We start from the raw sequence: 23,823 nt of genomic DNA, 5'->3' as shown, positions 1-23,823 counted from the left end.
AACATAGACCTCTTTATTTTTTGTGCAAGCCCTGGGAGTTGCAGTAGAGATGGCGAATTTAGATCAAGTATTGGCAGAGATTAAGCGCGGTACCGATGAGATATTACTTGAAGCGGATTTGCTTGAGAAACTGAAAGAAGGGCGTCCATTACGCATCAAGTTAGGTGCAGATCCTACCGCTCCAGATATTCATTTAGGTCACACGGTCATCTTGAATAAAATGCGTACTTTTCAAGAGCTTGGTCACGAAGTGATTTTCTTGATTGGTGATTTTACCGGTATGGTCGGTGATCCTAGTGGTAAAAACAGCACCCGTCCGCCACTGACTCGTGAACAAGTGCTTGCTAACGCAGAAACCTATAAAGAGCAGGTCTATAAAATTTTAGACCCAGCAAAAACCCGCATCGAATTTAATTCTAGCTGGTTAGAGCCATTAGGCGCTGCTGGCATGATCCGCTTAGCATCACAGCAAACCGTTGCCCGAATGATGGAGCGCGACGACTTTAAAAAGCGTTATGCATCAGGTCAATCTATTGCGATCCATGAATTTATGTACCCTTTATTACAAGGTTACGATTCAGTTGCATTGAAAGCCGATGTTGAATTAGGCGGAACAGATCAAAAGTTTAACCTGCTTATGGGCCGTGAACTGCAAAAATCTGAAGGCCAAAAGCCGCAGACTGTCATCATGATGCCATTGCTTGAAGGGTTAGATGGCGTTAAGAAAATGTCTAAATCGGCGCATAATTATATTGGTGTGAGCGAGCCTGCCAACGAAATGTTTGGCAAACTGATGTCGATTTCTGATGACTTAATGTGGCGTTATCTTGAACTGTTGTCATTCCGTCCGTTAACTGAATTAGCCCAATTCAAGTTAGACGTTGAAAATGGCACAAACCCACGCGACATCAAGATTTTGTTAGCCAAAGAAATCATTGCTCGTTTTCATGATGAAGAGCAAGCACAAGCGGCACATCAAGCTTTTATCGACCGTTTCCAAAAAGGTGCCATTCCTGATGACATCGAAGAAGTGGTATTAGAAGCGGGCGAAGGCATAGCCATTGCTAACTTACTTAAAGATGCAGGCCTTGTGGGTTCAACCTCTGACGGTATGCGTATGATTAAGCAAGGCGCAGTTAAAATGGATGGCGAGAAGATTGAAGACAGTCGCCAAATTTTTAATGCAGGTCTTGAAGCGGTATTCCAAGTGGGTAAACGCAAATTTGCTAAAGTGATTTTAAAGTAATCACGAATGTTAACGAATAAAAAAACGGCTTATCACTAAGCCGTTTTTTTATGTCTGATACATGGTCAATCGATGATTAATTGATGCGGGCAACATTACTGAGATTCTAGTTGGTCAGACATGGTCTGATAATCCATTAAGTCCATTTGTTCAATTAAGCGCTCAGTATTGTTATCAAACTTTAGTGTGGTGACGCCTGGTACTGCAAGGTCGATAATTTTACCGGGTTTACCATATTGATCGCCGGGACCTCGTAATCGGTAACTGCCGATAATCACCACGAGAGAGCCGGTATTAAACATGTGTTCTACGTTTAAACGGTATTCTAATACGCCTTCGTGAGCCCGTTGTAAAAACGCAATAATATGCCGACCACCAGTGTAAGTCGTATTGGCTGTTTTATCGTAAAATACTGTGTCGCGAGAGTAGAAACGACGCAGGACGGTATAGTCATGATCCGTGAGCGCTTCCATGTATTGCATCGCAAGTTGTTGTTCTCGTGGCATATCGCCAATATTGGCTTTGCTCGGAAAGCTCAATAGCAAACAGCATAATATGAAGATTATTCGCACATTAAATTCTCTTTGTTTTCAAATCAAAAGCCGGTAAAGATAAGTGCCAGCGGATAGCACTCAGACGGATGATTAGCGTGCTGAACATAGCGATCAACATCGATGTCATGCTATCCATGCCGACAAATATGCTTAAGGTATAACAGATCCCTCCAACGATGGAAGCGGTTGCGTAAATTTCCGTTCGCAACACCATTGGAATTTGCCTACATAACAAATCTCGGATAATACCACCACCGACACCGGTTATTAATCCCATGACTACCGCGACCATACCAGATAATTCAAGCAATAAGGCTTTTTCTGCACCAATTACGGTAAATAGTGCTAAACCGAGTGCATCGGCAATAGATAATGAGCGTGGGGGTAATTTATGCGGTTTACGCACTAACACTAAGCAGGTTATTACGGTCGCAAGAATGACGAGCATATAATTAGGATCGCGGATCCAAAAAACTGGCGTGGCACCTATTAACGCATCGCGAATACTGCCGCCACCAATTGCAGTAACAGAAGCCAACACGATAACGCCAAAGGGGTCCATACGATGCTTACCCGCAGCTAACGCTCCCGAAAGGGCAAATACCGCGGTACCACATAAATCAAAAAAATAGATCCACTGACTCATTTACTTAACTCTTCAAGGTGAATCGTGAGAGCATCGACTGAAATACGGATCTCGATTACAGATAAAATTAACGAATACAATAACAGTAATAAACTTAACCCAAAGACTACCGAACCAATTTGGTTAAAACCAACATAAATCAAAATCATGCAAAACACACATAGGGCAAAGCTGCTGACACCAGCTTCTTGCATTTTTCGGATGATAATAATGCGTTGGCGTAAGTTTTTAATTTGCTCGCCTTGCACCGGTTTTTTGTCGTTACTTAATTGTCGGATTAATGCCGCTAACGAAAAAAAACGATTAGTGTAGGCCAATAGCAATAAAGAAATTGCTGGGAATAATAATGCCGGAGTCGTTAACGATACATGTAAGTTGTTGAACAAAGCTATATTCCTAAACAGGTTTTTAAGCAGACAATAATCAATTTTTTGTTATTTAAAAGGTTAATATGTTGTAAAAATGCAATTACCTTGTGATGTAATATTCTTATATTAACAAGCGAATAAGTCGCACAGACAAAATAGACAAATATTGATTCATAATTGCTAAATAATAGCCTGTTTAAAACAATATTTATACGTTTAAAGTAATCTTAATCCTGTCCATATTAATGGCAATAATAACGTTAAGCTTATCCAGAATAGGTTAGCGGTTTGTGTCACTGTGATTGCTTGGCTTATGTAATGATGATCTGGCAAGGGACCCGCTTTTACTTTCGGTAAATCGACCCGAATTGTCTTACCATTTTCGATAAATTGCTGGGGGCCACCAAGCTCTATTTTCAATAACTTAGCCGCTAATGCATAACTGCTGTAATGATTATTTAACTGATTTTTATTGGCTTGAGCTGATATTGGCTGCGAAAAAATAGACCTCATACCCAGTTGTCCAAACTGAATAGCTAACGAGCAATGCCATAACAAGGTTGGAATGAAAAAAATCACCCGATTGAATTGGCCAACAAAACTTGAAAAAATATGAAAGTTTGGATGATACGGTGGCCAGCAATGTTCTAATTGCCTTAACATCCGCACCACTAATGCCATGGTGGCGCCGCCTAAACTAAAAAACAATATGGTTGCTAAGGTGCCGTAAATGGGAGTTGTGAATAACTTCTCAATGGTGGTTTTACTTAAACCGACTTCAGACAACACTTGAGTATTTTGGCTTACCCATGGGGTGAGTAGTTGTTTTGCGTCCTGCTTATTACCCTTTTTTATTGCTGTAACGACCTTTTCTGCTACTGGTTTAAAAGCTGAATCACATAAACAAAAATACAAGATAATGAGTTCGAAAAACCATGGGTAGGCGGCAAGGCTGAGTAAGAAACTGACGATAATCCCGCTAGGTACTATCAAAATAAGTGTGGCTAAAATCCCAGCGATAAGTTGCTGGCTCACCGCTCGCTCTGGGTGGTTAACTTTACTGGAAATTAATACCGCTAAACGATTGAACCATAATAGGGGCTGTAAATCTCGGGGAATTGGCGCGAAGCGAGCTAATATTAATGCACAAAATAAAATACAACAGCTCTGAAGCAATCCGCCGTCTTGGCTCAGTAATTGAGGATTGAATAATTGATTGACCATAGATACTCAATAATGTGCTGTTGTATTGTTTATGAAGCGAGCTTAGCTCGGCCCATAGCGAGTCCGAGCTAAGTGTAGACCGATTACAGCTGTTGTAATAGAGCAATAACCATCATTGCTGAATGCATACCTGCTTTGATTATGTACGAGTCAAAATCAACTGGTGAGTCATTATTTGCATTGTCTGATAGCGAGCGAATAACTACAAATGGCACGTTAAACTGGTGACATACTTGTGCAATCGCTGCGCCTTCCATCTCACAAGCTGCCATTGTTGGAAAGTTTTCACGCATGACTTTTGTGCGAACAGGATCGCAAATAAAGCTGTCGCCAGTACAAATTAACCCTTCAATTGCCTTAACTTCACCTAATTCAGCGACAGCGCTTTTGGCCGCATTAACTAAGGTGCTATCAGGCATAAATGCAGCAGGTTGCTGAGCCATTTGGCCAATTTCATAACCAAACGCTGTCACGTCTACATCGTGATGACGCACTTCTGATGAAATAACAATATCGCCAATCGCCAATGAATCAACAAAACCGCCAGCAGAACCGGTGTTAATTACATGGGTAGCGGCAAACTTTTCGATTAACAATGTGGTCGCAATACTGGCTGCCACTTTACCGATACCTGAACGGGTTACTACCACGTCTTTACCGGCAATGCTGCCGCTAATAAATTCGATGCCAGCAATTGTTGTATGTACTGGTTGTACAATAGCTTGAACTAAATGAACAACTTCTGGCTCCATTGCGCCAATAATACCGATTTTCATGAGTGAACCTTAACAGAATGAGCAAATACGAATGGGCGCTAATATACCATGGTCGCTTTAAGTTAGTAAAAAAGCCGACTCATTTTATTATTATGTATGTCACGTTTCATATGATTAGTTTCCTCATTATTTTTGTACTTATTGCTAAGCTTTTATTAAAGTGTCTTGATGCTCAAATACCAGTCCCTTTTGACTGACGTGAGCAAAAAATTGCTTTGGCGTAATGGGTTTTGAAAAATAAAACCCTTGAAATTCCTTACAGCCCATATCAGCCATAATCTTTACCTGCTCAGCTGTTTCTACGCCTTCTGAAACACATTTTATACTGAGTTCTTCACACATGTTATGAATGGCTCGGACAAGGCTTTGCTGACGAGCTGAAGTGGTAACTTGGCTTATTAGTGAACGGTCTAACTTAAGTTTATTGATAGGGTAGTCAGCTAAGCGCGCGATGTTGGAATAACCCACGCCAAAATCATCCACCGAGATAGTGAATCCCCATGATTGTAAGGTTTTCATTAATATTAACGAGTGAGCTTGATTGGCTTCTAATGAGGTTTCGGTTAACTCCAGCTCAATTTGTTTCGGGCTGACAGTAAAGTCTGCCAAATGCTTGACTAACTTAGACATAAAGTCAGTTTGGCTGAAGTCAATTAATGAGATATTAATCGCTACCGGTACACAGTTAAGCCCTTGCTGGGTCCATTGGTTGATTTGCGAGCAAACTTTTTGTACTACCAAATCAGTTAAACGGCTGATCATTCGGTACTCTTCTGCAATAGGGATAAATACCGCTGGTGATACAGTACCTAAAATGGGACTGTGCCATCGAGCCAACGCTTCAAGGCCGATACATTGTCCTGATGCAGTGACTTTAGGTTGATAATGAACGGTAAGCTCACCTTGTTGTAGTGCTTCATCGAGCAACATCGATATTTCATATTTCTCTAAAAAGCTTTGTGAATTGGTTTGGTCATATAAGCTAAATACATCGTGGGTATTGGCTAATTTAAGCGCCTCGATAGCATGAGCGACAACTTTACCGCTTGCATCTCCGTGTTCTGGGCAATGGGCAATACCAAATAGAAATGATTGCGAAGACTTAACTCCTAGTAAATTGTAATCTTCATCTAAAATATGTTTGATTTTAGGCAAGGCACTATAAAGATCCGTTTCGTTAAGGCTACCAAGAATAAAGGCAATTTTCCCTGGTCCAATATGAGCACATAATAAAGGTCCTTCAATATCGTTACGCAGCCGTTTAAAGGCTGTTTTAGTGATGGTTTGGGAATTATGGTTACCAAATTTTATATTTAAATAGTCGTTATTGGCGCTTTGAGCCACAACCACATAAAAGCCTTTTCGATATTTTGCTATTAGGCGGTCACATTGCAGTTCAAACCAATCTCGGTTCGGCAACTGTGTTTGTGCATCGCGATAACGTAGACGTCTGTTCTCTTGTTCCATGGCGGCCAAATTAGCTTTAATGCTCTGTTCTGCGCTGCAATCATGAAATTCATAAACACAAAAGTTAGCATCGGTTAGTTGCTGATGGACAACTCGCTGATAGGTATTATTGAAGTGCAATATTTGTTCTTGCTTAGCTGCGTCACAAGTTTTTAAGTTTGGCATGACAGACGAAAGCAATAACGTTTCGCTATTTAATGTTTTAGGTAATTTGAGTAAATCAATAGCTTGTTGGTTAGCATCAGTGATTTTCCCCATATCATCGACAATGATCTTCGGGGTAGTCGATTCTGCAAAAAAAGTGTGGTAAAGCTCATTTTTACTTTTTAGATAAGCGTTTGAATTTAATGTTGCTTCATTGAGACGTTTAGCCGCGACAATGGTTCTTGCTACTGCTAAAGGCACACAGATATTAAAAAATAGAAAAACCACTCCAGTAATATACCAACTTGCATCAGGGAGTTGCTTATCTATATTGGTGTATTGAGACAGGTCGATATCATGCAAAATGATATAAAATGGCGCGATGTTTAATAAGGCATAACAGATTGCCACTCTACGACCTAACAATATAAGTGCAATCGCTGGACAAACAAATATCAGCATACTGCCAATTTTCGCTAAGGTTAAGTCAGTTAGAGTTAAGTTCATTACAAAACTTGCCAACACTATGGCTACAAGGAGTAGATGTGCACAAGCATGATAAAATCGCTTACTGGCTAGTAGCAGTAAAAATAGTATCGAAGTGAAACCTAAGGTATTCGCGATAACCCATAAATAATTGAGCTGAAAGGCTGAGCTAAAGGTGTCAAACGCGATCGCAAGGCACAGTAATAAACCCGAGGATAAAATTATCCTTAGTGCACTTATTCGCCAGTTGTCTATTAACTCATTTGCATTGTTATCATCGTTTAGCAGGAAAAAATCATTCAGAAAACTCATACAATACTATGTGCTAATTACCATGATGTTATTAGACCGTAATACTTTTTTTAAATCAATATATTGGATGTTTATTAACCTTGAAAAAGTGCAAATTATTGTAAATACAACTAATCGTCACATAACCGTTGATTAAGTAATGATTTTTAATGGTTTATATTTAAGGACTGTAATGGTTTAAGTTATTTTACTGCTGGCTTTGCATGAGCAAGTGATCGATTGCTCGAACTACATCGATACTTGCCTGTTCCATGGTTTCAAGATGAGTCAAAATAGTCGATTCATCACCCGATTGCATGGCTATAACAGCTGCTTTGCCTGCACTGTGTACGGTTGTATGTGGTTGTTCAATAGTTTTAAAACTGGATAAACTGGCAAAGTTTTGACCTTCGCCTTGGTAATACCATTTACCAAGTCTGCATTCAGTGTGGCTATTAACACAGGCATTTAGATCTTTATTTGCCAACACGCTGTATACATTACTTTTCCATACGCTGTGATCTAGTTTTACTGTTGTTAAGAAAGCGGTCATAGAGGCTTCACCAATAACTCGTTTCATCACGCCTGAGCTTTGTAATACATCAGTCACCACTTGATCAATTTGTTCTGACGATACTGCAATATCCCTAGAGCAAGTTTGGTTGGTAATGACTACACTCTTAATTTGTTCTGTTTGTTCAATGACCGTGGTGACTAATTTTTCAATATTAGCGCTGGCATCATGAGCATTACTGGCCAGTTGGCGCACTTCGCTTGCCACCACCGCAAAGCCACGACCTGCATCGCCTGCTCTTGCTGCTTCAATGGCTGCATTAAGAGCAAGTAGATTGGTTTGTTCAGAAATTTGCTGTATAGATGAAACTAAACTACTTATTCCATTGGCCGAAAGATTTAAGTCTGCGGCAGTAGCCATGCTTTTTTCAGCATGCTCATTTAGATGCCCAGCTCGTTTTTTTAAGTTACCAATCGCTACATGTGTCTGATTAAATAACTTATCTAATTCAGATAGCATTTGTTTTTCTTCATCTAACTTAATTGAGTTTGCCAAGGTGGTGTCGCGAATATCGTTGAGCATCGTTGCGCCCAGTAATTGTAAATTGGCGCGTGCGGAATCATATTCCGATTGGCTATTAGAGTAATTTAATTGCTGACTTAACTGCGAAATTGTCAGTTGTAATTGATTTAAGTCATTTGAATGTTGCTGTTTATGAGTGACTAATTGGTGTTCTAAATCGGCTATTTTAGTTTTCAAACTTTGGGTGAAACCGATCATAGTATCTCTATCCTTTAGCAATATATTAACAATATAGTGGTAAAGTATCATCGATTAATCAAGTGCTTCGGCAGTCACATATCACAAAAATGTATAATAAATACTTCTGTAAATTCACACCTTACGGTACAGCGTTCTATTTGTGGAGTAAATACAGTGAGTTGGGCTTAATTGCACGTATGGTGTAAAACCAGTGTTAATTAAAACCAAATCAAACCGTTATTTTTTATGGGTAAACGGCATCCATAATAACCCTGTTAGCCAAGCGTTTTGTTTCGCGTTTGGGTATTCGATTAACCCTATATCGAGGTCCTCGTCTGCTTTACTCGCCTTAGCAGAATAGGTACCAAATAACCGATCCCACCACACAATACTAAAACCAAAGTTGCTGTTGCTCTCGCGCATTATTTGGCTGTGATGAATTCGGTGCAATATTTGAGTCACTAATACGGTTCTGACGATGCGTTCTAGCTTTGGTGATAACCGGATATTGGCATGGTTAAATATGGCTAAACCATTTAATAAAATCTCAAATAAGATCACTGCACTGGATGGTACCCCTAGTAGGATGATCGCTAATGCTTTAACCCCAATGCTGGCGATAATTTCTAGTGGGTGAAATCGCAACGCAGTCGTACTGTCGACATGAACGTCAGCATGATGAACTTTATGTAATCGCCACAATAATGGGACACGATGAAACAGCCTGTGTTGCCAATAAATAAGCAGGTCTAATAACAATAAGCTTATGGTGATGCTAACCCAATCAGGTAATGCAATATAATTGAACAGTCCCCATTGTTGTTGCTGACAGTACAGTGCAATACCTGCTAATCCTATTGGTAATACCATTCGGGCTGCTATTGCTGAAATAACCAATATACCGATATTGCCAAACCAGCGCGTAGCTGGTTTCGGTGCGTTGGCTCTATTGGGCAAATGCCTAGCAGGCAACCAAAACTCCAGTAAAAGCATGATTATCAATATCGTTAAAAATGCCCCGAGTCGAATGGATGAAATATCGTCCATCATGTTGATTTACCTCGTTGAGATTGATTAACTGAAGTGTTTTTTTTCAACGTATGATTTTTCAGAGTGTGATAGCCACCATGTATACGGGTGAAGATAGTAATCGCGCCTAAAAAAGCAAAGCTATAGGCAAGCTCAGGAAAATAAGCCGGCCACAAACAAAATGCGACAAAGAAGGCGATGGTTTCTGTGCCTTCGGTTAGGCCGTTTAAAAAATAAAAGCTCTTATTGGCAAATTGTGGTCGAGGCAAATGTAGCTTTTCCGCCGGTATGGCAAAGGCCAAAAAGCTTGAGCCAGTGCCGATAAACACGGTTAACAACACTGCCGCGGCTAAGGCATTTTCAGTAGGGTTGGCTAAGGCGAACCCGAGCGGAATGGCCGCATAAAACAGAAAGTCGACACAAATATCTAAATAGCCACCCGCAGCACTGGTGTGTTTCTGATGGCGAGCAAGGGCGCCATCGAGTCCGTCGATAATCCGATTCAGTGCAATAAAAAATAACGCGCCATACCAAAGTTGTAATGCCAGTAACGGTACTGCCAACATACCTAAACCGAAACCCACTAAAGTGAGCTGATCAGGATGGACATTCTTTTTGTCTAATAGCTGCACTACTGGTGCTAACAGTGGTTTTATTATTGGTGCGATAAATCTATCTAGCATAAGGTTATTCCAATTAATCGATTGGTTATTTATTCAATTTATTTTATCAAGTGAGATGATCTTACCTTCGGCTGCATCGGCATCAGTTTGATCGTGAGTGACCATAATGGCGGGTAGCTGGTGTTGGCGTATTTGATCAAAAACGAGCTGTCTGGTCTCTTGACGTAATTGACTGTCGAGCTTACTAAAGGGTTCATCTAATAATATGGCTTTAGGTTGACTTAGTAATACTCGCAGCAATGCCACTCTGGCTTGCTGACCGCCAGATAAACTCTGTGGGTCACGTTGCTCTAATCCGCCAAGACCCACTTGGGTTAATGCTTCACTAATTGCCGCTTGTCGCTGTACTTTGGAGCTTGGCGGCATGGCAAAGCCGATGTTGCCAGCCACAGATAAATGCGGAAACAATAATGGGTCTTGATAGAGCAAACCTATGTGGCGCAAATGACTGGCCGTTGTGGTGATATTTTGGCCGTTTAAATGCAATTGACCTTCAGCACTAAATCCCGCTGGCAACATGCCCGTTAACCAATTTAATAACGTTGACTTTCCGCTGCCAGACGGCCCCATAATGGTTAAGATTTCACCGCCACGAATAGTCGCACTTAATGATAGTAAGTGTTGTTGCTGGCGACTCAAAATCAACCCATCAATGGTGAGTTCTGATGTTGAGGTTGTATTTGAACGGTTGGCAGTACTCGCGAATGTTTGCATTATTTTCCTTGTTGCTGACGCTTAACTAACATTTCGGTAATCATTTTGGTCATCATTTTTGGCGATGATTTTTGACAATGATCTTTGGCAATAGCCAAGCCAGTAAAAAACCTAAAGCAGGGAGGATCATTTGCATTAACGCATATACGGCACTGATCCTGCGACTTCCACCATTGGCGAGCGAAACTGCTTCGGTGGTTATGGTGTTAATACGCCCACCACCGGTAAGCAAAGTGGGTAAGTATTGACTAAAGCTAATGGCTAAACCGAGTGCGCAAGCAATGAATATCGGCCCAATTAACATGGGCAGTTTAATCCTGAAAAATATTTTAGCTTTAGTGGCACCAAGACTGGCCGCAACAATACTAAAGCGTGGGTCTAAACGACGATAGCTACTGGCCAGCGATAAAAACACATAAGGCAATACAAACAACACATGGGCCAGTACCACATTGATAAAAGTATGTTGGCTGTTGACTTGCTCAAGTAACCACACCAAACCAAATAAAAATGCGATGCTTGGAATAAGCAAAGGCAGATAAATTAATACACTGCCCAACAGCGATAGCGATTTCCCACTGTGCTGCTCCGCTTCTAAGGTGAGTAAGGTTAAGGTTATCGCCACAGCGGTGGCGCAGAGGGCAATCAGTACCGTGTCGATAAGTGGCGTGTGCATTTGTTGCGATGCCGCTTGCCAATGCAGTATCACAAATTGTTGTGGCAAGGCATCAGGAAAATGCCAAAAGCCAGCAAAAGACCACAACAGCATTCCCACTAATGCCAAACCGATGATAGTTAACATTAAGGCGGTGATGACATGGGTAATTTTTTGGATGATAGCGCCGCCGTATTCGCGCTCGCCATTGGTTAACATCGGCTTAGCAAATTGACTCACTAAGCGTTCGAGTAACCACCAACAGGCTAATACGAATAACGTCAGTTGAATTTGTAATATTGCCCCAGCAGACGCTTTAATGCGTAGGCTTAAGTCCACGTCATGAAACCACTGCATAATTGCCACTGCCAATGTCGGTGGATTGTTAGGGCCTAAAATTAAGGGGATTTCTACACTGGCACTGGCATAAGCCAATACAGCTAATATTGGTAAGCGTAAATGGGGATATAAACTGGGTAAAACCACTTTGAAAAATGCCGTCATTGGGCAATAGCCTAAGCTTAATGCCACTTTATGCTGCGCCCGTAATGTTTGCCCAAGGTCGGGTTGTGCTAATACGCCCAACGCCATCAGCAATAAAAAAGGCAGTTCTTTTAAGGTCACGCCTAGAATAATACTCAGCCCCATCGCATCGTGTGGATATAGCCAATCTGGTGGTGCATCCCAACCACTTAACCAAGGTGAAACTAAGCGAGACAACATGCCAGACGGGGTGATAAGAAATCCAATCGCAATGGCTGCAGCAGCATGAGGGATAACCAGAATAGGTCCTAAAAGGCGTTGAATATAACCCAGCCACGGACTCGTAAAGTAACTCGCTAAGATCAATATAGTGATTAAAAAGGCCAACAAGGTACTAACCAAGCTGGTGGTGATACTCAATAACGCCATGTGGCCAATGCCCGGCGTTTGCCATAATTGCTGAAAACCATTCAGGCTAAAATGGGTTTGATCGAGTGCTGGGATCCAACCAAACGCAGGCAGAATAACGCCAATTAACCCACCCAATACTGGGATCAGTAACAAAGCCATCATCATAAATGGACTGAAGCGCACAATTGGATTGAACAGCTTGGCTACCGTGTTCATTGCATCACTCCATAGCGTTGTAACCAAAGCGCTGTAATAACCTTACTCCAACTTGGATCGGGTTCGCTCAACGCTGGGCTGATTGCTTGGTTAGCAATAGTGGCACTGGGATGTGACTGTTTGGACGGGGCAAACCAAGCTTGCTGCTCGGCAGTTAGCTTTGATAGTGCCAGCACGCTGGTGTCGCCCCATACATTAGCTTGCTGTTTGTGTGCTTGCGCTTGTGGGCTGAGTAAAAAGTTGACCACTAACTTAGCGCTGTCCCGATGAGCGGCATTATAGGGAATAGTGATAAAATGAATATTGCTCAAACTGCCATCTTGCATACGATAACTGCGGCTACTGTCGGGTAATTCAAAACGGGCAACGGCCGCGGGAATTTCAGCGGCTGAAAAGGTAAACGCTAGAGCAAGTTCTCCATCGCCGATTAAGCGGCGAAGCTCCATGCCGCTAGACATAAAGTGTCTACCTTTGCGCCATAAATGCGGATGTAGTTCATCTAAATATTGCCACAATACCGGCAATAACAGAGCCTGGCTTTGCGTTGTTGCGGGTTGATAAAGCAAATTTTTAATCGCTTCAGGCTGTGAGTTGTTCAGTACAATTAAGGCGTACTTTAAAAAGCTGGTGGCTAAAAAGTCAGGCGGTTTAGGGTAGGTAAATCGGCCTGGATGTTGTTTGGCCCATAGACTTAATTGTTGCAAGGTTTGTGGTGGTGATGTGGTCACTATGCTGTCGTAGTAAAAGGTCAGCGCAGCTTTACCCCATGGTGCTTCCATCCCTTGTGTTGGCACACCAAAGTCGCGGGTCATCGCAGGATTATTGTCTGGGTCAGTTAAACTAAAGTTGGGTAATTGATCAACCCAATTTGGCGCGAGTAGCTGATGCTTGGCCATGGCGGCAAAGTTCTCGCCATTAATCCACACGAGATCCACTTGACCTTGATGATCATTGTTTGCTGATTTTTCGGCCAATACTCGGCTGACCGCTTCGCTGGTGTCGGTGAGTTTTACATGGTGTAAATTGATTTGATACAGCTGCTTAACTTGCTTCGCGGCCCATTGAATATAACGATTTATTTGCGGATCGCCGCCCCAAGCATGAAAGTATACATCTTGATTAGCGCCTCGAGATTGAATCTCTGGCCATGATGACGTTGATGTTTGAGTTACCGGCTTGTCTACAACATCTACAACATCGTTTACAGAAGCATGAGCTATACCAGCCCAAAGGCCAGCAGCAAGCAACAAAGCACTAAGCCCCAAGCTAATCACAACCTTAGATTTTATAAGGTTGCTGTAAAAGGCTGTGCCAACGATATGCTGCCAGCGAAAATTAGCCAGCAACATTAAGTGACCAGTCATAATCTAAAAATTCAATATCGAGTTGTTGTTTTTTTGCCGCTTGACGCTGTGCAGGAGTTAGTGTCAGAACACCTTTATTACTATTGGAATAAAGCAGTAAAAATGCTTCAATAGAATGAGTGTTACGAAATCCTTTGGCAAAATCATCGCCATACCATTTAAAGATAGAAGACAAATACAGGCTGTCTCCCTTGGCATAATTTCTACTGCTATCGGCAAGAAAACGTTCAGTTTGCTCGGTTAATTGCAGCTCGAGTTTAGCGCCTGTGTAGGCTTCTTCACGTAATGCAGGGCAACCAATGCTGGCACAGTTTACCGCGAAGTGGATTCTGGGGTCGTTGTAACGATCACTACCACGAATTAGTTTGTGCTCAATATCATTGAGGCTGCGAGTTTTACCTAATAACGGAATAAAGCTTTTATCCCATGGAGAACTAAAAAATCCGCCTAGATCTTTGATTGAGTCGAGGTCAGGGTATTTAGTTAAGATAAGCTCAACTGTCCACGCGTTGTAAGCATTGATTAAAAATGCTAATTGCGATGCTTTGTCCCAAGCATCAAACTCTGCTTGAGTTATCAGACTTAATTGGTTGAGATAGTCGGTCAATATGGTTCGATCTTGTTGTATCGCGGCGTAATCTACCGCGCTACTGTGACCTGAATTAATCGGTTTTACATGACGGCTGAGCAAGGTATTCCACTCATCATGTAGTGCCATTTTTGTCTGGCTCTCCACAAGATGATTAGCATCAGAAAGAGCCTCAGACTCTTCAACCGCCGCAATAGCCGTATTAATGCCAAACAAGCTCAGCAATAGACCTAAAGTCAGCACAAACGATTGAGCACATCGCGTTAATTTTTTCATTATCTGAGACCTACTTTAAGTTTCTAAGAACCGTTATCTCGAGTTATTTTCTAATACTCGCTATCCAGAACTACTTCCTAAGCGACATTATTTAGAATCTATAAGCTAAGGCCCATTTTTACGAGCCTTAGCGATTACTCTGTATGGTTAGCCACGGCGCCAAGTGTGGTATTTTTCTAACCAGCGCAACACTGTTTCTGGTGCATGGTTACGCTTCCATTCACCCGCTGCGTATTTGTTACCTTCGGCCCATGTTGGGTAACTGTGTATGGTGCCTAAAATCTTGTTAAGGCCTAAGCCGTGTTTCATTGCCAACACAAATTCAGCAATTAAATCACCAGCGTGTTCAGACACCACGGTCACACCTAAGATTTTATCTTTACCTTTAGGGGTAATCACTTTAATAAACCCTTCGGTAGCACTGTCGGTAATGGCACGATCAAGCTCGGCAAAATCAAAGCGAGTCACCTCGTAATCAATACCTTGCTGTTTGGCTTCGTATTCATTAATACCTACACGAGCCACTTCTGGATCGATAAACGTAGTCCATGGAATAACGCGGTAATCCACTTTGAACTTTTTCAAGTGGCCAAACAGTCCATTGACTGCCGCGTACCAGCCTTGATGCGCAGCCACGTGAGTAAATTGATAAGGCCCAACAATGTCACCCGCCGCATAGATATTTGGGTATAAGGTTTCTAAATATTCATTGGTGACGATAGTACGGTTAGTTTCAATACCTAACTCTTCTAAGCCGTAACCGCTTAAGCGGGCACTACGACCGACTGCACATAAAAGCTGGTCGTATTCTAACGCTAACTCTTGCTCTTGATGTTTAACGATAAGGTATTTTTTACCGTCACGCAGTTCGCAGCGCAGCGCTTGGTGTGAGGTTAAAATATTCACGCCACTTTTTTGCAAGGCTTGGGTGGCAAACTCAGACACTTCAAGATCTTCTTTGATCATGATGCGCTCAGCCATTTCAACTTGAGTCACTTTGGATCCTAAACGGGCAAAGCTTTGTGCCAGTTCTGAGCCAATTGGGCCGCCGCCTAGTACCACTAATTTTTGTGGTGCTGTATCGAGTTTTGCAAACTCATCCCACAAGGTATCACTGGTAACATAACCGACGTCTTCTATGCCTGGTAACGGTGGCACAAACGGGCGAGCACCTGTGGCAATAACAATACTACGCGCGGTTAAGCGGCTGGTATTACCGTCTGGGTGGCTAATTTCAACTGTCCATGGGTCAACTAATTTTGCATAGCCTTTGACTACGTCGACACCTAAATTAGTGTAACGCTCAACACTGTCGTGTGGAGCTATATCGGCCACCACTTGATGCACCCGCGCCATGACTTTTTTAAATGAGAATTCAGGAGTGCTGTCTTCTAAGCCGTAATGATGGGCGTTTCGTATTTGCTGAGCAATTTTAGCGCTTTTAATAATCGCTTTACTCGGCACACAGCCATAGTTTAAGCAGTCGCCGCCCATTTCGCCGGCTTCAATTAAGGTCACTTTAGCTTTTACTGCGGCAGCAATATAACTGGTTACTATGCCACCAGCACCTGCGCCAATCACAATCATGTTGCGATCAAATTTAGCTGGCTTGGTCCATTTGCTGTATACACGACGTTTTTTGATCATATTGACTATTGCCTTAGCGATAAGCGGGAATAAACCTAATAGTGCAAACGACAGGATAAGGTTAACCGATAAAATGTTCGATAAGCTGTCAATTTGTGCCAACTGAGTCCCCGCATTAACGTAAACAAAGGTGCCCAAAAACATACCGACTTGGCTTACCCAGTAAAAAGTCCACGATTTAAATGCAGTAACGCCCATTAGCATGTTGATTAAAAAGAACGGAAATATTGGTACCAAACGTAAGGTAAATAAGTAAAAGCCACCTTCTTTTTCAATTCCGGCATCAATGGCCGCTAAGCGCTCTGGAAAACGTTGTTTAATTGAATCACGCAACAGATAACGCGACACTAAAAATGCCATTGTTGCGCCAATACTCGAGGCAAACGACGCAATAATTAATCCTTCGACGATGCCGAATAAGGCTCCCGAGGCGATGGTAAGAATGGCAGCGCCGGGTAAAGACAATGCGGTCACGGCCACATACAATAAAAAGAACCCGCCAATAACTAACAATGGTGACTCTTCACGTAATTGACTGAAGTCATTCATTGAGCCTTTTAGGCCCTCTAAGGTCAGTAATTGATGCAAATCAAAGTGGAAAAATAATCCCACTAATGATGCAGCAATCAGTAATAACACAATTTTTTTAAACATAATTTATAGCCTTAAAATGAATGCTGTAAGGTAAGGGTAGCGTTAACAGGTAGTTCAGGAAAAACCAATGTTGATCCGAAATAACCGCCTTCAAACACCGGACGCCAGTTCTTTTGGTTAGTCACGTTATTCACATCCAGCCTTAAACTTGTTTGCTCGGTAAAATCATAGCGAGTGTTAACGTTAAGCGTGTATTGATCGCGAATATACACAGTCGCTAAATAGTCTAATGGGTAACTCTTGGTATATAGACCGGAGAAACCTGCTTTCCATTTCTCAGTAATCGACATTCCGCCATTAATTGTGAACGTTTGTTCAGGAAGGCCTTGTACACGGCGGTCAGACGCTGCAAATGAAGCGAAGTTTGGTGCGCCAATACCTGTGCCAGCAATAATGTCTGGGCGTGAATTATCAAATGTATCGGCAACTTGTACCGTATCTTGGCTACTGGCTGAGTCATCATAACGGGCGTCTAAATAACTGTAGCCCGCGCTTAACCAAAACGGGTCAGCATCATAAAAGGCTTGGGCTTCAAAGCCTTTAGTGCGAATGCCGGTATTGCTGCCATCACGATTTCGTAGACTGCGTTTTTGATCAAACACGGCAGCATCAACATACCAAGCACTGTCCGTGGGTGAGTACTTAATGCCCACTTCAGTCAGGGTATTTTCGGTGGCAAAGTTTTGGCTACTAATTTGGTTGTTGGCGCCTAATGTGGTGCCGCCAGCCATACTGTTTGAGGTTGACTCGTTATAACTGGCACTGGCATAGGTAGTGATGTCGTCACTAAGGCGGTAACTCAAACTGATTTGGCCAGATTCAAGCATTTCACTTATTGAATCGCTGGCGGCAACTTGCCCTTGCGGGGCAATGGCATCGCGCGCATCTACATTATAAAAATCGGCACGATAACCTACGCTGGTCGAAAACTTATCTGTCCATTGGCTGTTATGTTGAATGGCTAAACCCGTTTGCCAACTGGTTGAGTCAGTGGTGTCTGACAATGAAAAATCACCGCTGCCATCGGCATTGGTATCGTACTGAGCACCGGGGGATACAAACACACCTGGGCGCAGTTCAACTAATCGACCTTGTTGCTCAGCAGTAAGCGGAATACGGCGGTTTTCAATGGGGCCCGTTAAGTCGATAGGTAAGTCCGCTTCGGTGGTAAATTGGCTGTAACCTAATACTTTGTTATAACGAATATCGACAGCAGTAATGGTGCTTTGAGCATCGTTCCACTGATAGGCCAATTCAACTCTATTTTGTGCGGTATCTGCGCCATCAATAATTTCAACAAAACTGTTTTGAGCAATTTCTTCACGTTCTAGATGCTGATAATAGGTAATATTTTTAAAGGTCGCTTTATCGCTTAGTTCACGCACATAGGTGCTGTGAAGTAAAAAGGTTTGGGCGTTATTGATATTGTCGGGGTCGGTTAATACTTGGCTACGGTCTATCTCAACTAACCCGGTTGGCGATACGATGGCATTGGCGCCAGCTATAGTGCTGCCATTAGGCTGCACACCTTGACCTGTAACGTACAAACCGTGGTCGATTAATGCTTGAGTCGGACGGTTGATCCCCGCGTTGTCGGTAAACTCAACATCATAGTATTCGACATTAATGTCCCAGGTGCTGACATCGTCTGGCAGTAAACTAAATGCCACAAAAACACTGTCGCTTTTAAAGCCTGAATAATCATAAAAGCTGCCATTATCGATATGTTCAGCACTTAAGCGAACACCGCTTTGATTGGCGACAATGTCGGTGCCAACATCTATTTGTGCACGGTAATGATCCCAGCTTCCACCCGATAACGTGAGATGAGTAAACTGGTCGTCAGTAGGCGCGACTTTAGAATGTATGTTAACAAACCCACCATTACGCTGGCTGGTGCCTAATAGCACTGGCGGTGCGCCTTTTACCACATCAATTTGTTCGACAGCGTTAAACGACATGGGGACACCAAAACCATTGTTGCCCGCTTGGCGACGCACACCGTCTTGATATAGCTCGCCTAGTTGGCCACGAATAGTGGGTAGGCTTGATGCACCAAAGCCGCTAGCGGAGTAACTGTTAGGGCTGACTTTTTGAATGTCAGATAAATCAATGATATTAAGCTGTTCAATCATTTCACTGGTAATAGGCGTCACTGAACGGGCAATATCTTTTAATGCTATTCCGTCACCAAATGGGCCATCAACAGTGCTGTTTTTAGGTGACATGCCTTTATCGTTAATCGCTTTACCTGATACCTGAATGACTTCGATAGACGAGGTGTCTTCGGCTGCAGCAGCCATTGATGAAGCTATTGATGAATACAAGGCTACGCTAATAGCTAGTGCGGTAAGTGAACGGCTAGGATAACGATAAATAGGCATAATTTTTTCTGCTGTAATGAACTTGGTGAAAGGGACCTTGTTGTTAACAAGTTTATTTCAATCATGTTATGCCAATTTTCATTGCGTTAGATCTAAATGGCATAACTACTAGTGCAACATAGTTGCGCTTTACTCGGTCAATTAGCGGCTGATGAATTTCAGTAATGGTCAGTTTAGCTTATTTAGACGGTCAACAGACCCTAGATGATGTTATTTTTATATATTTTTTAAGGAATTAAGATGCAAACATCAATTAGCAATGATACTCAGAAAAAACTGCAGTGGTCGTTACTTTCTTTACGCTTAGGCGTGTTTGTGGTGATGCTGGTATGGACATTAGATAAGTTCGTCAATCCTGGCCACAGTATGAAAATTTTCGAGAAGTTCTATGGCATAGGCGGAATGAGTGAGGTTGCTGCATATGTTATGGGTGCACTGCAATTAGCTTTAGTATTTGCGTTTGTATTGGGTATTAAAAAGCGTATCACTTACGGGGTTATCTTTCTAATGCACGGTGCTTCAACGTTATCGGCATTTAATCAATATTTTGATGCATTTAATAACCTATTGTTTTTTGCTGCATGGCCAATGTGGGCCGCGTGTTTTGCGTTGTACATGTTAAGAAATGAAGATACCAAGTTTACTGTGAAATAAATTACTAAGCGATTTTCCGATACAAAAAGGCCGACTAAAAATATTTAGTCGGCCTTTTTTATTGAACGCCTAATGTTAAGTAATAAAACCAAACGCTAATCGAATTCTAACGATGATTCCATTAGTAAGTAGTAAGGCTTTGAGTACGATTACGGATAACCAGTAAACTAAACAATACTACGATCACCATTTGTGTGCCCAAACCTTGCCATGTAGACGCTATTCCTAACCAGCTAATCGACACATCTATAGGGAAGGGCGTAAGGCTAATTACTGCAGCTTCTTGTAACGCTGAAATCCCTTTTCCTGCCAAGATAAACGCTAAAATAAGCATGAAGTAAGAACTCACCGCAAAAAAGCGGGCTAATGGCAATTTAACTGAATAGCGCATCATTAACCAAGCAATTACCACTAAAATAGCCATACCTGCTAGCAAGCCGTAAACTAAGTAACTCACTTGTTCATTGCTGCTGGCAGAGCCTATGGCTTGTGTCAGTAATGACTGATAGAACAAAATCGTTTCAAAGACTTCACGATAGACCGAAATAAACGCCAGCCCAGTGAGACCCCATAACGTGCCAGTGTTTAAATGGCGGTCGACATTATTTTTAATGTAACTTTGCCATTTAGAACCTTGGGTTTTACTGTGCATCCAATAACCAACATAGAACAATACCAATGCGGCCAGCAATGCAGCACCACCTTCCATTAACTCCCTTGAGGCTCCGCTAATGCTAATCAGGTTATCTGCAGCCCACCAGGTTAATACACCAGCAGCAAGTGCTGATATCCAACCAAAGTGAACAAATTTAATCGCATCCTGACGTTCGGTTTTAATTAACACTGTCATTAAGGCAATGATAACGAGCAGTGCTTCTAATCCTTCGCGTAGCAAGATGATTAATGCAGCCGAAAACATGGCATTATTGGATAGTGATTGCTCCGTTAGTAGTGTGTCCGCTTGGTCCAGCTGAGCCAGAATACTGGTTAACTGTTGATTTACCTGGTTATCCTGTCCTGTTGTTTTTAGGATATTTCTAAAATTAAGTAGCTGGCTTTCAATCGATTTACGCAAACTACTGTCGTGAGCATCTAAATTGTTCTCAATTAATTCAAAACCGTCGAGATAGGCGCTAACGGCTAAGGTTTGCGCTTGCGCTAACTCATTGGCTTGATATGCTTTTACAGCAGCCTGTAAGTTAGTGCGGGCTACCGAAATAGGCGAGTCAGCATGTTGAAACAGTAACTCAGGTTGTGATCGGAGTAATGCTAATTGGGCTTTATCAATTTCGACATTTTGCTCAATTAACTGGGTTGGATTGCTATTGACCCACTGTTGTAATTCGATATTCGCATCATTCTCGATGTGCTTCGTTGTCGTTGCTGTTGGCTCAAAAGCTAAACTACCAACATAGAAAGCCAGTGACCAACGCTGTTGATCATTTAACTCACTAAAAGCACGCATCGCACTGCCATCTAAACCATCTGAAATCGCATCGTAAAGCCCCAATAATGAACGGTTTAATGCACGTTCTTGATCAGTAAAGTTGGTTGGCTCTGGTGACAATGATTTGGCCAGTGGTCCATCGCCTTGGCCTAAATCACCATGACATGTTGAACAATTTTCGATAAACAGCTGTTTAACATTCTCTTTAGCCAAAAGCTGTGTTGGTAACACTAATGCTGGAGACTGGCTTAATAACTGGTTACGTATTTTTTGGCTAAGCCCTTGAATAACATCCAGTGATGATTTGTCAGCAATGGCTTGCTGTAATTGTAATGCATCGGCCGTTAATGAATTTGGCACATCATTGGCGAGCAGGTTTGTTTTTTCGATAATGATGCTAGCGAATTGCTGCATTTCAGCAAATTCATCTGGATTAGAGATACTACCTTCGGTTACGGCTTCTGAATAATCAACACCAATGTATTCAGCTAATTGAAGAATTTGTCGTGTTTGTTTTAAAAAATCTGGTGATGTCTCTTGTGACGTGACTGCCGGGCTTTGTGCCCATAAAGACGTTGAAAACACCGAGGCAATGACAACCAACAGACATCTGTTGAACACCGAAGATGTGAGCTGTTGTCGCCATAACGTGAAGCTGCTTAAGAAAGTATTCAAGGTATTGCCTTAATAGGAATGAAGGAATTATTCTTTAAACTAAATAAAAATAAATGATAATCGTTATCATTCTACTTTCTTGCATGAGGCTAATCAATCACTCTGAAGGCTTGTTAGATAATGCTATCAGTATAAAAAGTGATTTAAGGTGAAACTTTTGGCCATGAAAAATATTTAGAGGCAGTATCAAAATAGGTTATTCAGTTTTATAACAGTAGGTTAGCATTATACTTTAATGCTAAAGATATGAGCCTGATGCCTTGTTGATATACAATAGTCAGTATTAAATATCACTGTTTGGTATAAGTAACCGATACTCGGAATGACAAACGCCTCTCAAATAACCCTTCGTGTTGTTACCTGCGTTGTATGGACTTACCGTAGATTAACGATTGATGTGCCAATATGTGATGTTAATAAAACACATGCCAAATTTGCAATTGCAGTCTCGAAATAAGCTGGCTGCTAATGATTTTTGCATCGATTACTCAGGATTGAGGTTAGGTAGGATTAGCACTACGCTAGTGACTACTAAACTAAACCTGATATGTTAATGTTATTAAGTGTTATTGGAGTCGATAGATTAATAGAAATGAGGTCCATTATGATGAGTAACACGATGGTAAATAACGAATGACAACGCCAGTAAGTGCTTCGTTGTATGCTGATCTTCGCCTAATTGACATTGGTATGGAATTGTTCGTTGAAATTCATTTTGCCAATGGTAAAACAGTGCAGTCACGTTCGAGCTTAATTGGTTATCAGGTTGGGCGGTTTATCTTGATTGAGTATCCCAATAAAGGTTTTTCTGAGGCTTATCAGCATATGCTAGTGAACGCTGAAATTGTGGTAAGGGCGATGACGAATAGCGGTTTTAAAGACATTGTTGCTTTTAAATCGACCATATTCTCTGTGGTTAATCAACCTATTAGAATGCTGTGCATTAGCGTGCCTAAAACTATCATCAAGAAAAAAGTCAGAGATCAGTTGCGAGTTAATATCGAGCAAGATGTGTTTATTATGCACAATGACAATAAAATCAGTGCAAAAATGCTCGACTTTTCTTCTACTGGCTGTTTGCTTACGGTAGACGCCAAAACGGTGAGTATTGAACAAGGCGAAGAGATACATGTGGCTATCTCGATTAACACTGATCTTTCAGGGATTTTAACGGGTAGCATGGTTAAAGGTCAAAACATTGAAGGTGTATTGAATATTGGGGTGAAGTTTTCAGATGAGCATCCACAATTAAAAGATAATATTTTTAGTTACTTTTTAGTGAGTTCAACTAAAAAGCCGTGACCAAAAGAGAATCCTAGTAGTTGTTTTTGATTGTGACTCATTGTGCGAAAAAAAGATAAAAAAATGCGCATCAAAAGATACGCGAAAATTCACAAGCAAACTCGGTATTCCAGCTTTTATTATTAGACTATAGGCTGGCTAAAGGTCTGCTTACCTTTAGCC

General features: G+C 41.8%; 19 protein-coding genes. 3 read left to right on the top strand and 16 right to left on the bottom strand.

The genetic code is table 11. The features are described from left to right. Positions 1–49 precede the first annotated feature (49 nt). Complete coding sequence (gene tyrS / locus EGC86_RS01425) at positions 50–1,246, top strand: tyrosine--tRNA ligase (RefSeq protein ID WP_102035989.1); 1,197 nt, start codon at positions 50–52, stop codon at positions 1,244–1,246. Positions 1,247–1,341: 95 nt separating this feature from the next. Here tyrS and EGC86_RS01420 read toward each other — a convergent pair whose 3' ends face one another. The 15 genes from EGC86_RS01420 to EGC86_RS01350 form a co-directional block, all read right to left on the bottom strand. Then, positions 1,342–1,752 (bottom strand): nuclear transport factor 2 family protein, encoded by a 411-nt coding sequence (locus tag EGC86_RS01420; RefSeq protein WP_081430168.1) that lies wholly within the window; start codon positions 1,750–1,752, stop codon positions 1,342–1,344. A gap of 67 nt (positions 1,753–1,819) precedes the next feature. Continuing rightward, positions 1,820–2,446 (bottom strand): trimeric intracellular cation channel family protein, encoded by a 627-nt coding sequence (locus EGC86_RS01415; RefSeq protein WP_011638417.1) that lies wholly within the window; start codon positions 2,444–2,446, stop codon positions 1,820–1,822. Beyond that, positions 2,443–2,832 carry a DUF2721 domain-containing protein gene (locus EGC86_RS01410; RefSeq protein WP_011638416.1) on the bottom strand — a complete coding sequence of 130 codons (390 nt, stop codon included), beginning with the start codon at positions 2,830–2,832 and terminating at the stop codon, positions 2,443–2,445. Before EGC86_RS01410 ends, EGC86_RS01415 begins: the two co-directional genes overlap by 4 nt. A 198-nt stretch (positions 2,833–3,030) precedes the next feature. Further along, a complete protein-coding gene (locus tag EGC86_RS01405; protein ID WP_123776404.1) occupies positions 3,031–4,038 on the bottom strand; it encodes a cobalamin biosynthesis protein CobD/CbiB in 1,008 nt (335 codons plus the stop codon). A gap of 83 nt (positions 4,039–4,121) precedes the next feature. Continuing rightward, positions 4,122–4,814 carry a 5'-methylthioadenosine/adenosylhomocysteine nucleosidase gene (locus EGC86_RS01400; protein ID WP_123776403.1) on the bottom strand — a complete coding sequence of 231 codons (693 nt, stop codon included), beginning with the start codon at positions 4,812–4,814 and terminating at the stop codon, positions 4,122–4,124. Between the two features lie 144 nt (positions 4,815–4,958). After that, on the bottom strand, positions 4,959–7,223 hold the full coding sequence (locus tag EGC86_RS20960) for a putative bifunctional diguanylate cyclase/phosphodiesterase (protein ID WP_207893026.1): 2,265 nt from the start codon (positions 7,221–7,223) through the stop codon (positions 4,959–4,961). Positions 7,224–7,410: 187 nt separating this feature from the next. Continuing rightward, positions 7,411–8,496, bottom strand: coding sequence for a methyl-accepting chemotaxis protein (locus tag EGC86_RS01390; protein ID WP_123776402.1), 1,086 nt, complete (start codon positions 8,494–8,496; stop codon positions 7,411–7,413). 219 nt (positions 8,497–8,715) lie between these two features. Further along, complete coding sequence (locus EGC86_RS01385; RefSeq protein WP_123776401.1) at positions 8,716–9,528, bottom strand: sterol desaturase family protein; 813 nt, start codon at positions 9,526–9,528, stop codon at positions 8,716–8,718. After that, positions 9,525–10,190 (bottom strand): CDP-alcohol phosphatidyltransferase family protein, encoded by a 666-nt coding sequence (locus EGC86_RS01380; protein ID WP_123776400.1) that lies wholly within the window; start codon positions 10,188–10,190, stop codon positions 9,525–9,527. The genes EGC86_RS01385 and EGC86_RS01380 overlap by 4 nt, the downstream gene beginning before the upstream one ends. Before the next feature lie 33 nt (positions 10,191–10,223). Next, on the bottom strand, positions 10,224–10,904 hold the full coding sequence (locus EGC86_RS01375; protein WP_245423082.1) for an ATP-binding cassette domain-containing protein: 681 nt from the start codon (positions 10,902–10,904) through the stop codon (positions 10,224–10,226). Positions 10,905–10,956: 52 nt separating this feature from the next. Beyond that, complete coding sequence (locus EGC86_RS01370) at positions 10,957–12,669, bottom strand: ABC transporter permease (protein WP_123776399.1); 1,713 nt, start codon at positions 12,667–12,669, stop codon at positions 10,957–10,959. Then, on the bottom strand, positions 12,666–13,889 hold the full coding sequence (locus EGC86_RS01365) for an ABC transporter substrate-binding protein (protein ID WP_123776823.1): 1,224 nt from the start codon (positions 13,887–13,889) through the stop codon (positions 12,666–12,668). Before EGC86_RS01365 ends, EGC86_RS01370 begins: the two co-directional genes overlap by 4 nt. Positions 13,890–14,004: 115 nt before the next feature. Beyond that, a complete protein-coding gene (locus tag EGC86_RS01360; RefSeq protein ID WP_123776398.1) occupies positions 14,005–14,898 on the bottom strand; it encodes a DUF547 domain-containing protein in 894 nt (297 codons plus the stop codon). 147 nt (positions 14,899–15,045) lie between these two features. After that, positions 15,046–17,199: an FAD-dependent oxidoreductase gene (locus EGC86_RS01355; RefSeq protein WP_123776397.1), complete on the bottom strand. Its 2,154-nt coding sequence runs from the start codon at positions 17,197–17,199 to the stop codon at positions 15,046–15,048. Positions 17,200–17,210: 11 nt separating this feature from the next. Then, a complete protein-coding gene (locus EGC86_RS01350; protein WP_123776396.1) occupies positions 17,211–19,583 on the bottom strand; it encodes a TonB-dependent receptor in 2,373 nt (790 codons plus the stop codon). A 240-nt stretch (positions 19,584–19,823) separates the two neighbouring features. Here EGC86_RS01350 and EGC86_RS01345 point away from each other — a divergent pair, with 240 nt between their 5' ends. Further along, entirely contained in the window at positions 19,824–20,237 is a 414-nt protein-coding gene (locus EGC86_RS01345; RefSeq protein WP_011638403.1) for a hypothetical protein, read from the top strand. A gap of 121 nt (positions 20,238–20,358) precedes the next feature. On the opposite strand, the gene EGC86_RS01340 is transcribed toward EGC86_RS01345, so the two are convergent. Continuing rightward, positions 20,359–22,359: a cytochrome c/FTR1 family iron permease gene (locus EGC86_RS01340; RefSeq protein ID WP_425376017.1), complete on the bottom strand. Its 2,001-nt coding sequence runs from the start codon at positions 22,357–22,359 to the stop codon at positions 20,359–20,361. A gap of 633 nt (positions 22,360–22,992) precedes the next feature. Between EGC86_RS01340 and EGC86_RS01335 the strand changes: the two genes are divergently transcribed. Further along, a complete protein-coding gene (locus EGC86_RS01335) occupies positions 22,993–23,661 on the top strand; it encodes a flagellar brake domain-containing protein (protein WP_123776395.1) in 669 nt (222 codons plus the stop codon). Positions 23,662–23,823: the final 162 nt, after the last annotated feature.

This window comes from Shewanella frigidimarina (genome assembly GCF_003797125.1).
Lineage (GTDB): Bacteria > Pseudomonadota > Gammaproteobacteria > Enterobacterales > Shewanellaceae > Shewanella > Shewanella frigidimarina.
Note: the sequence above shows the minus strand (reverse complement) of the source record. Positions and strands in the feature narration are given on the sequence as shown.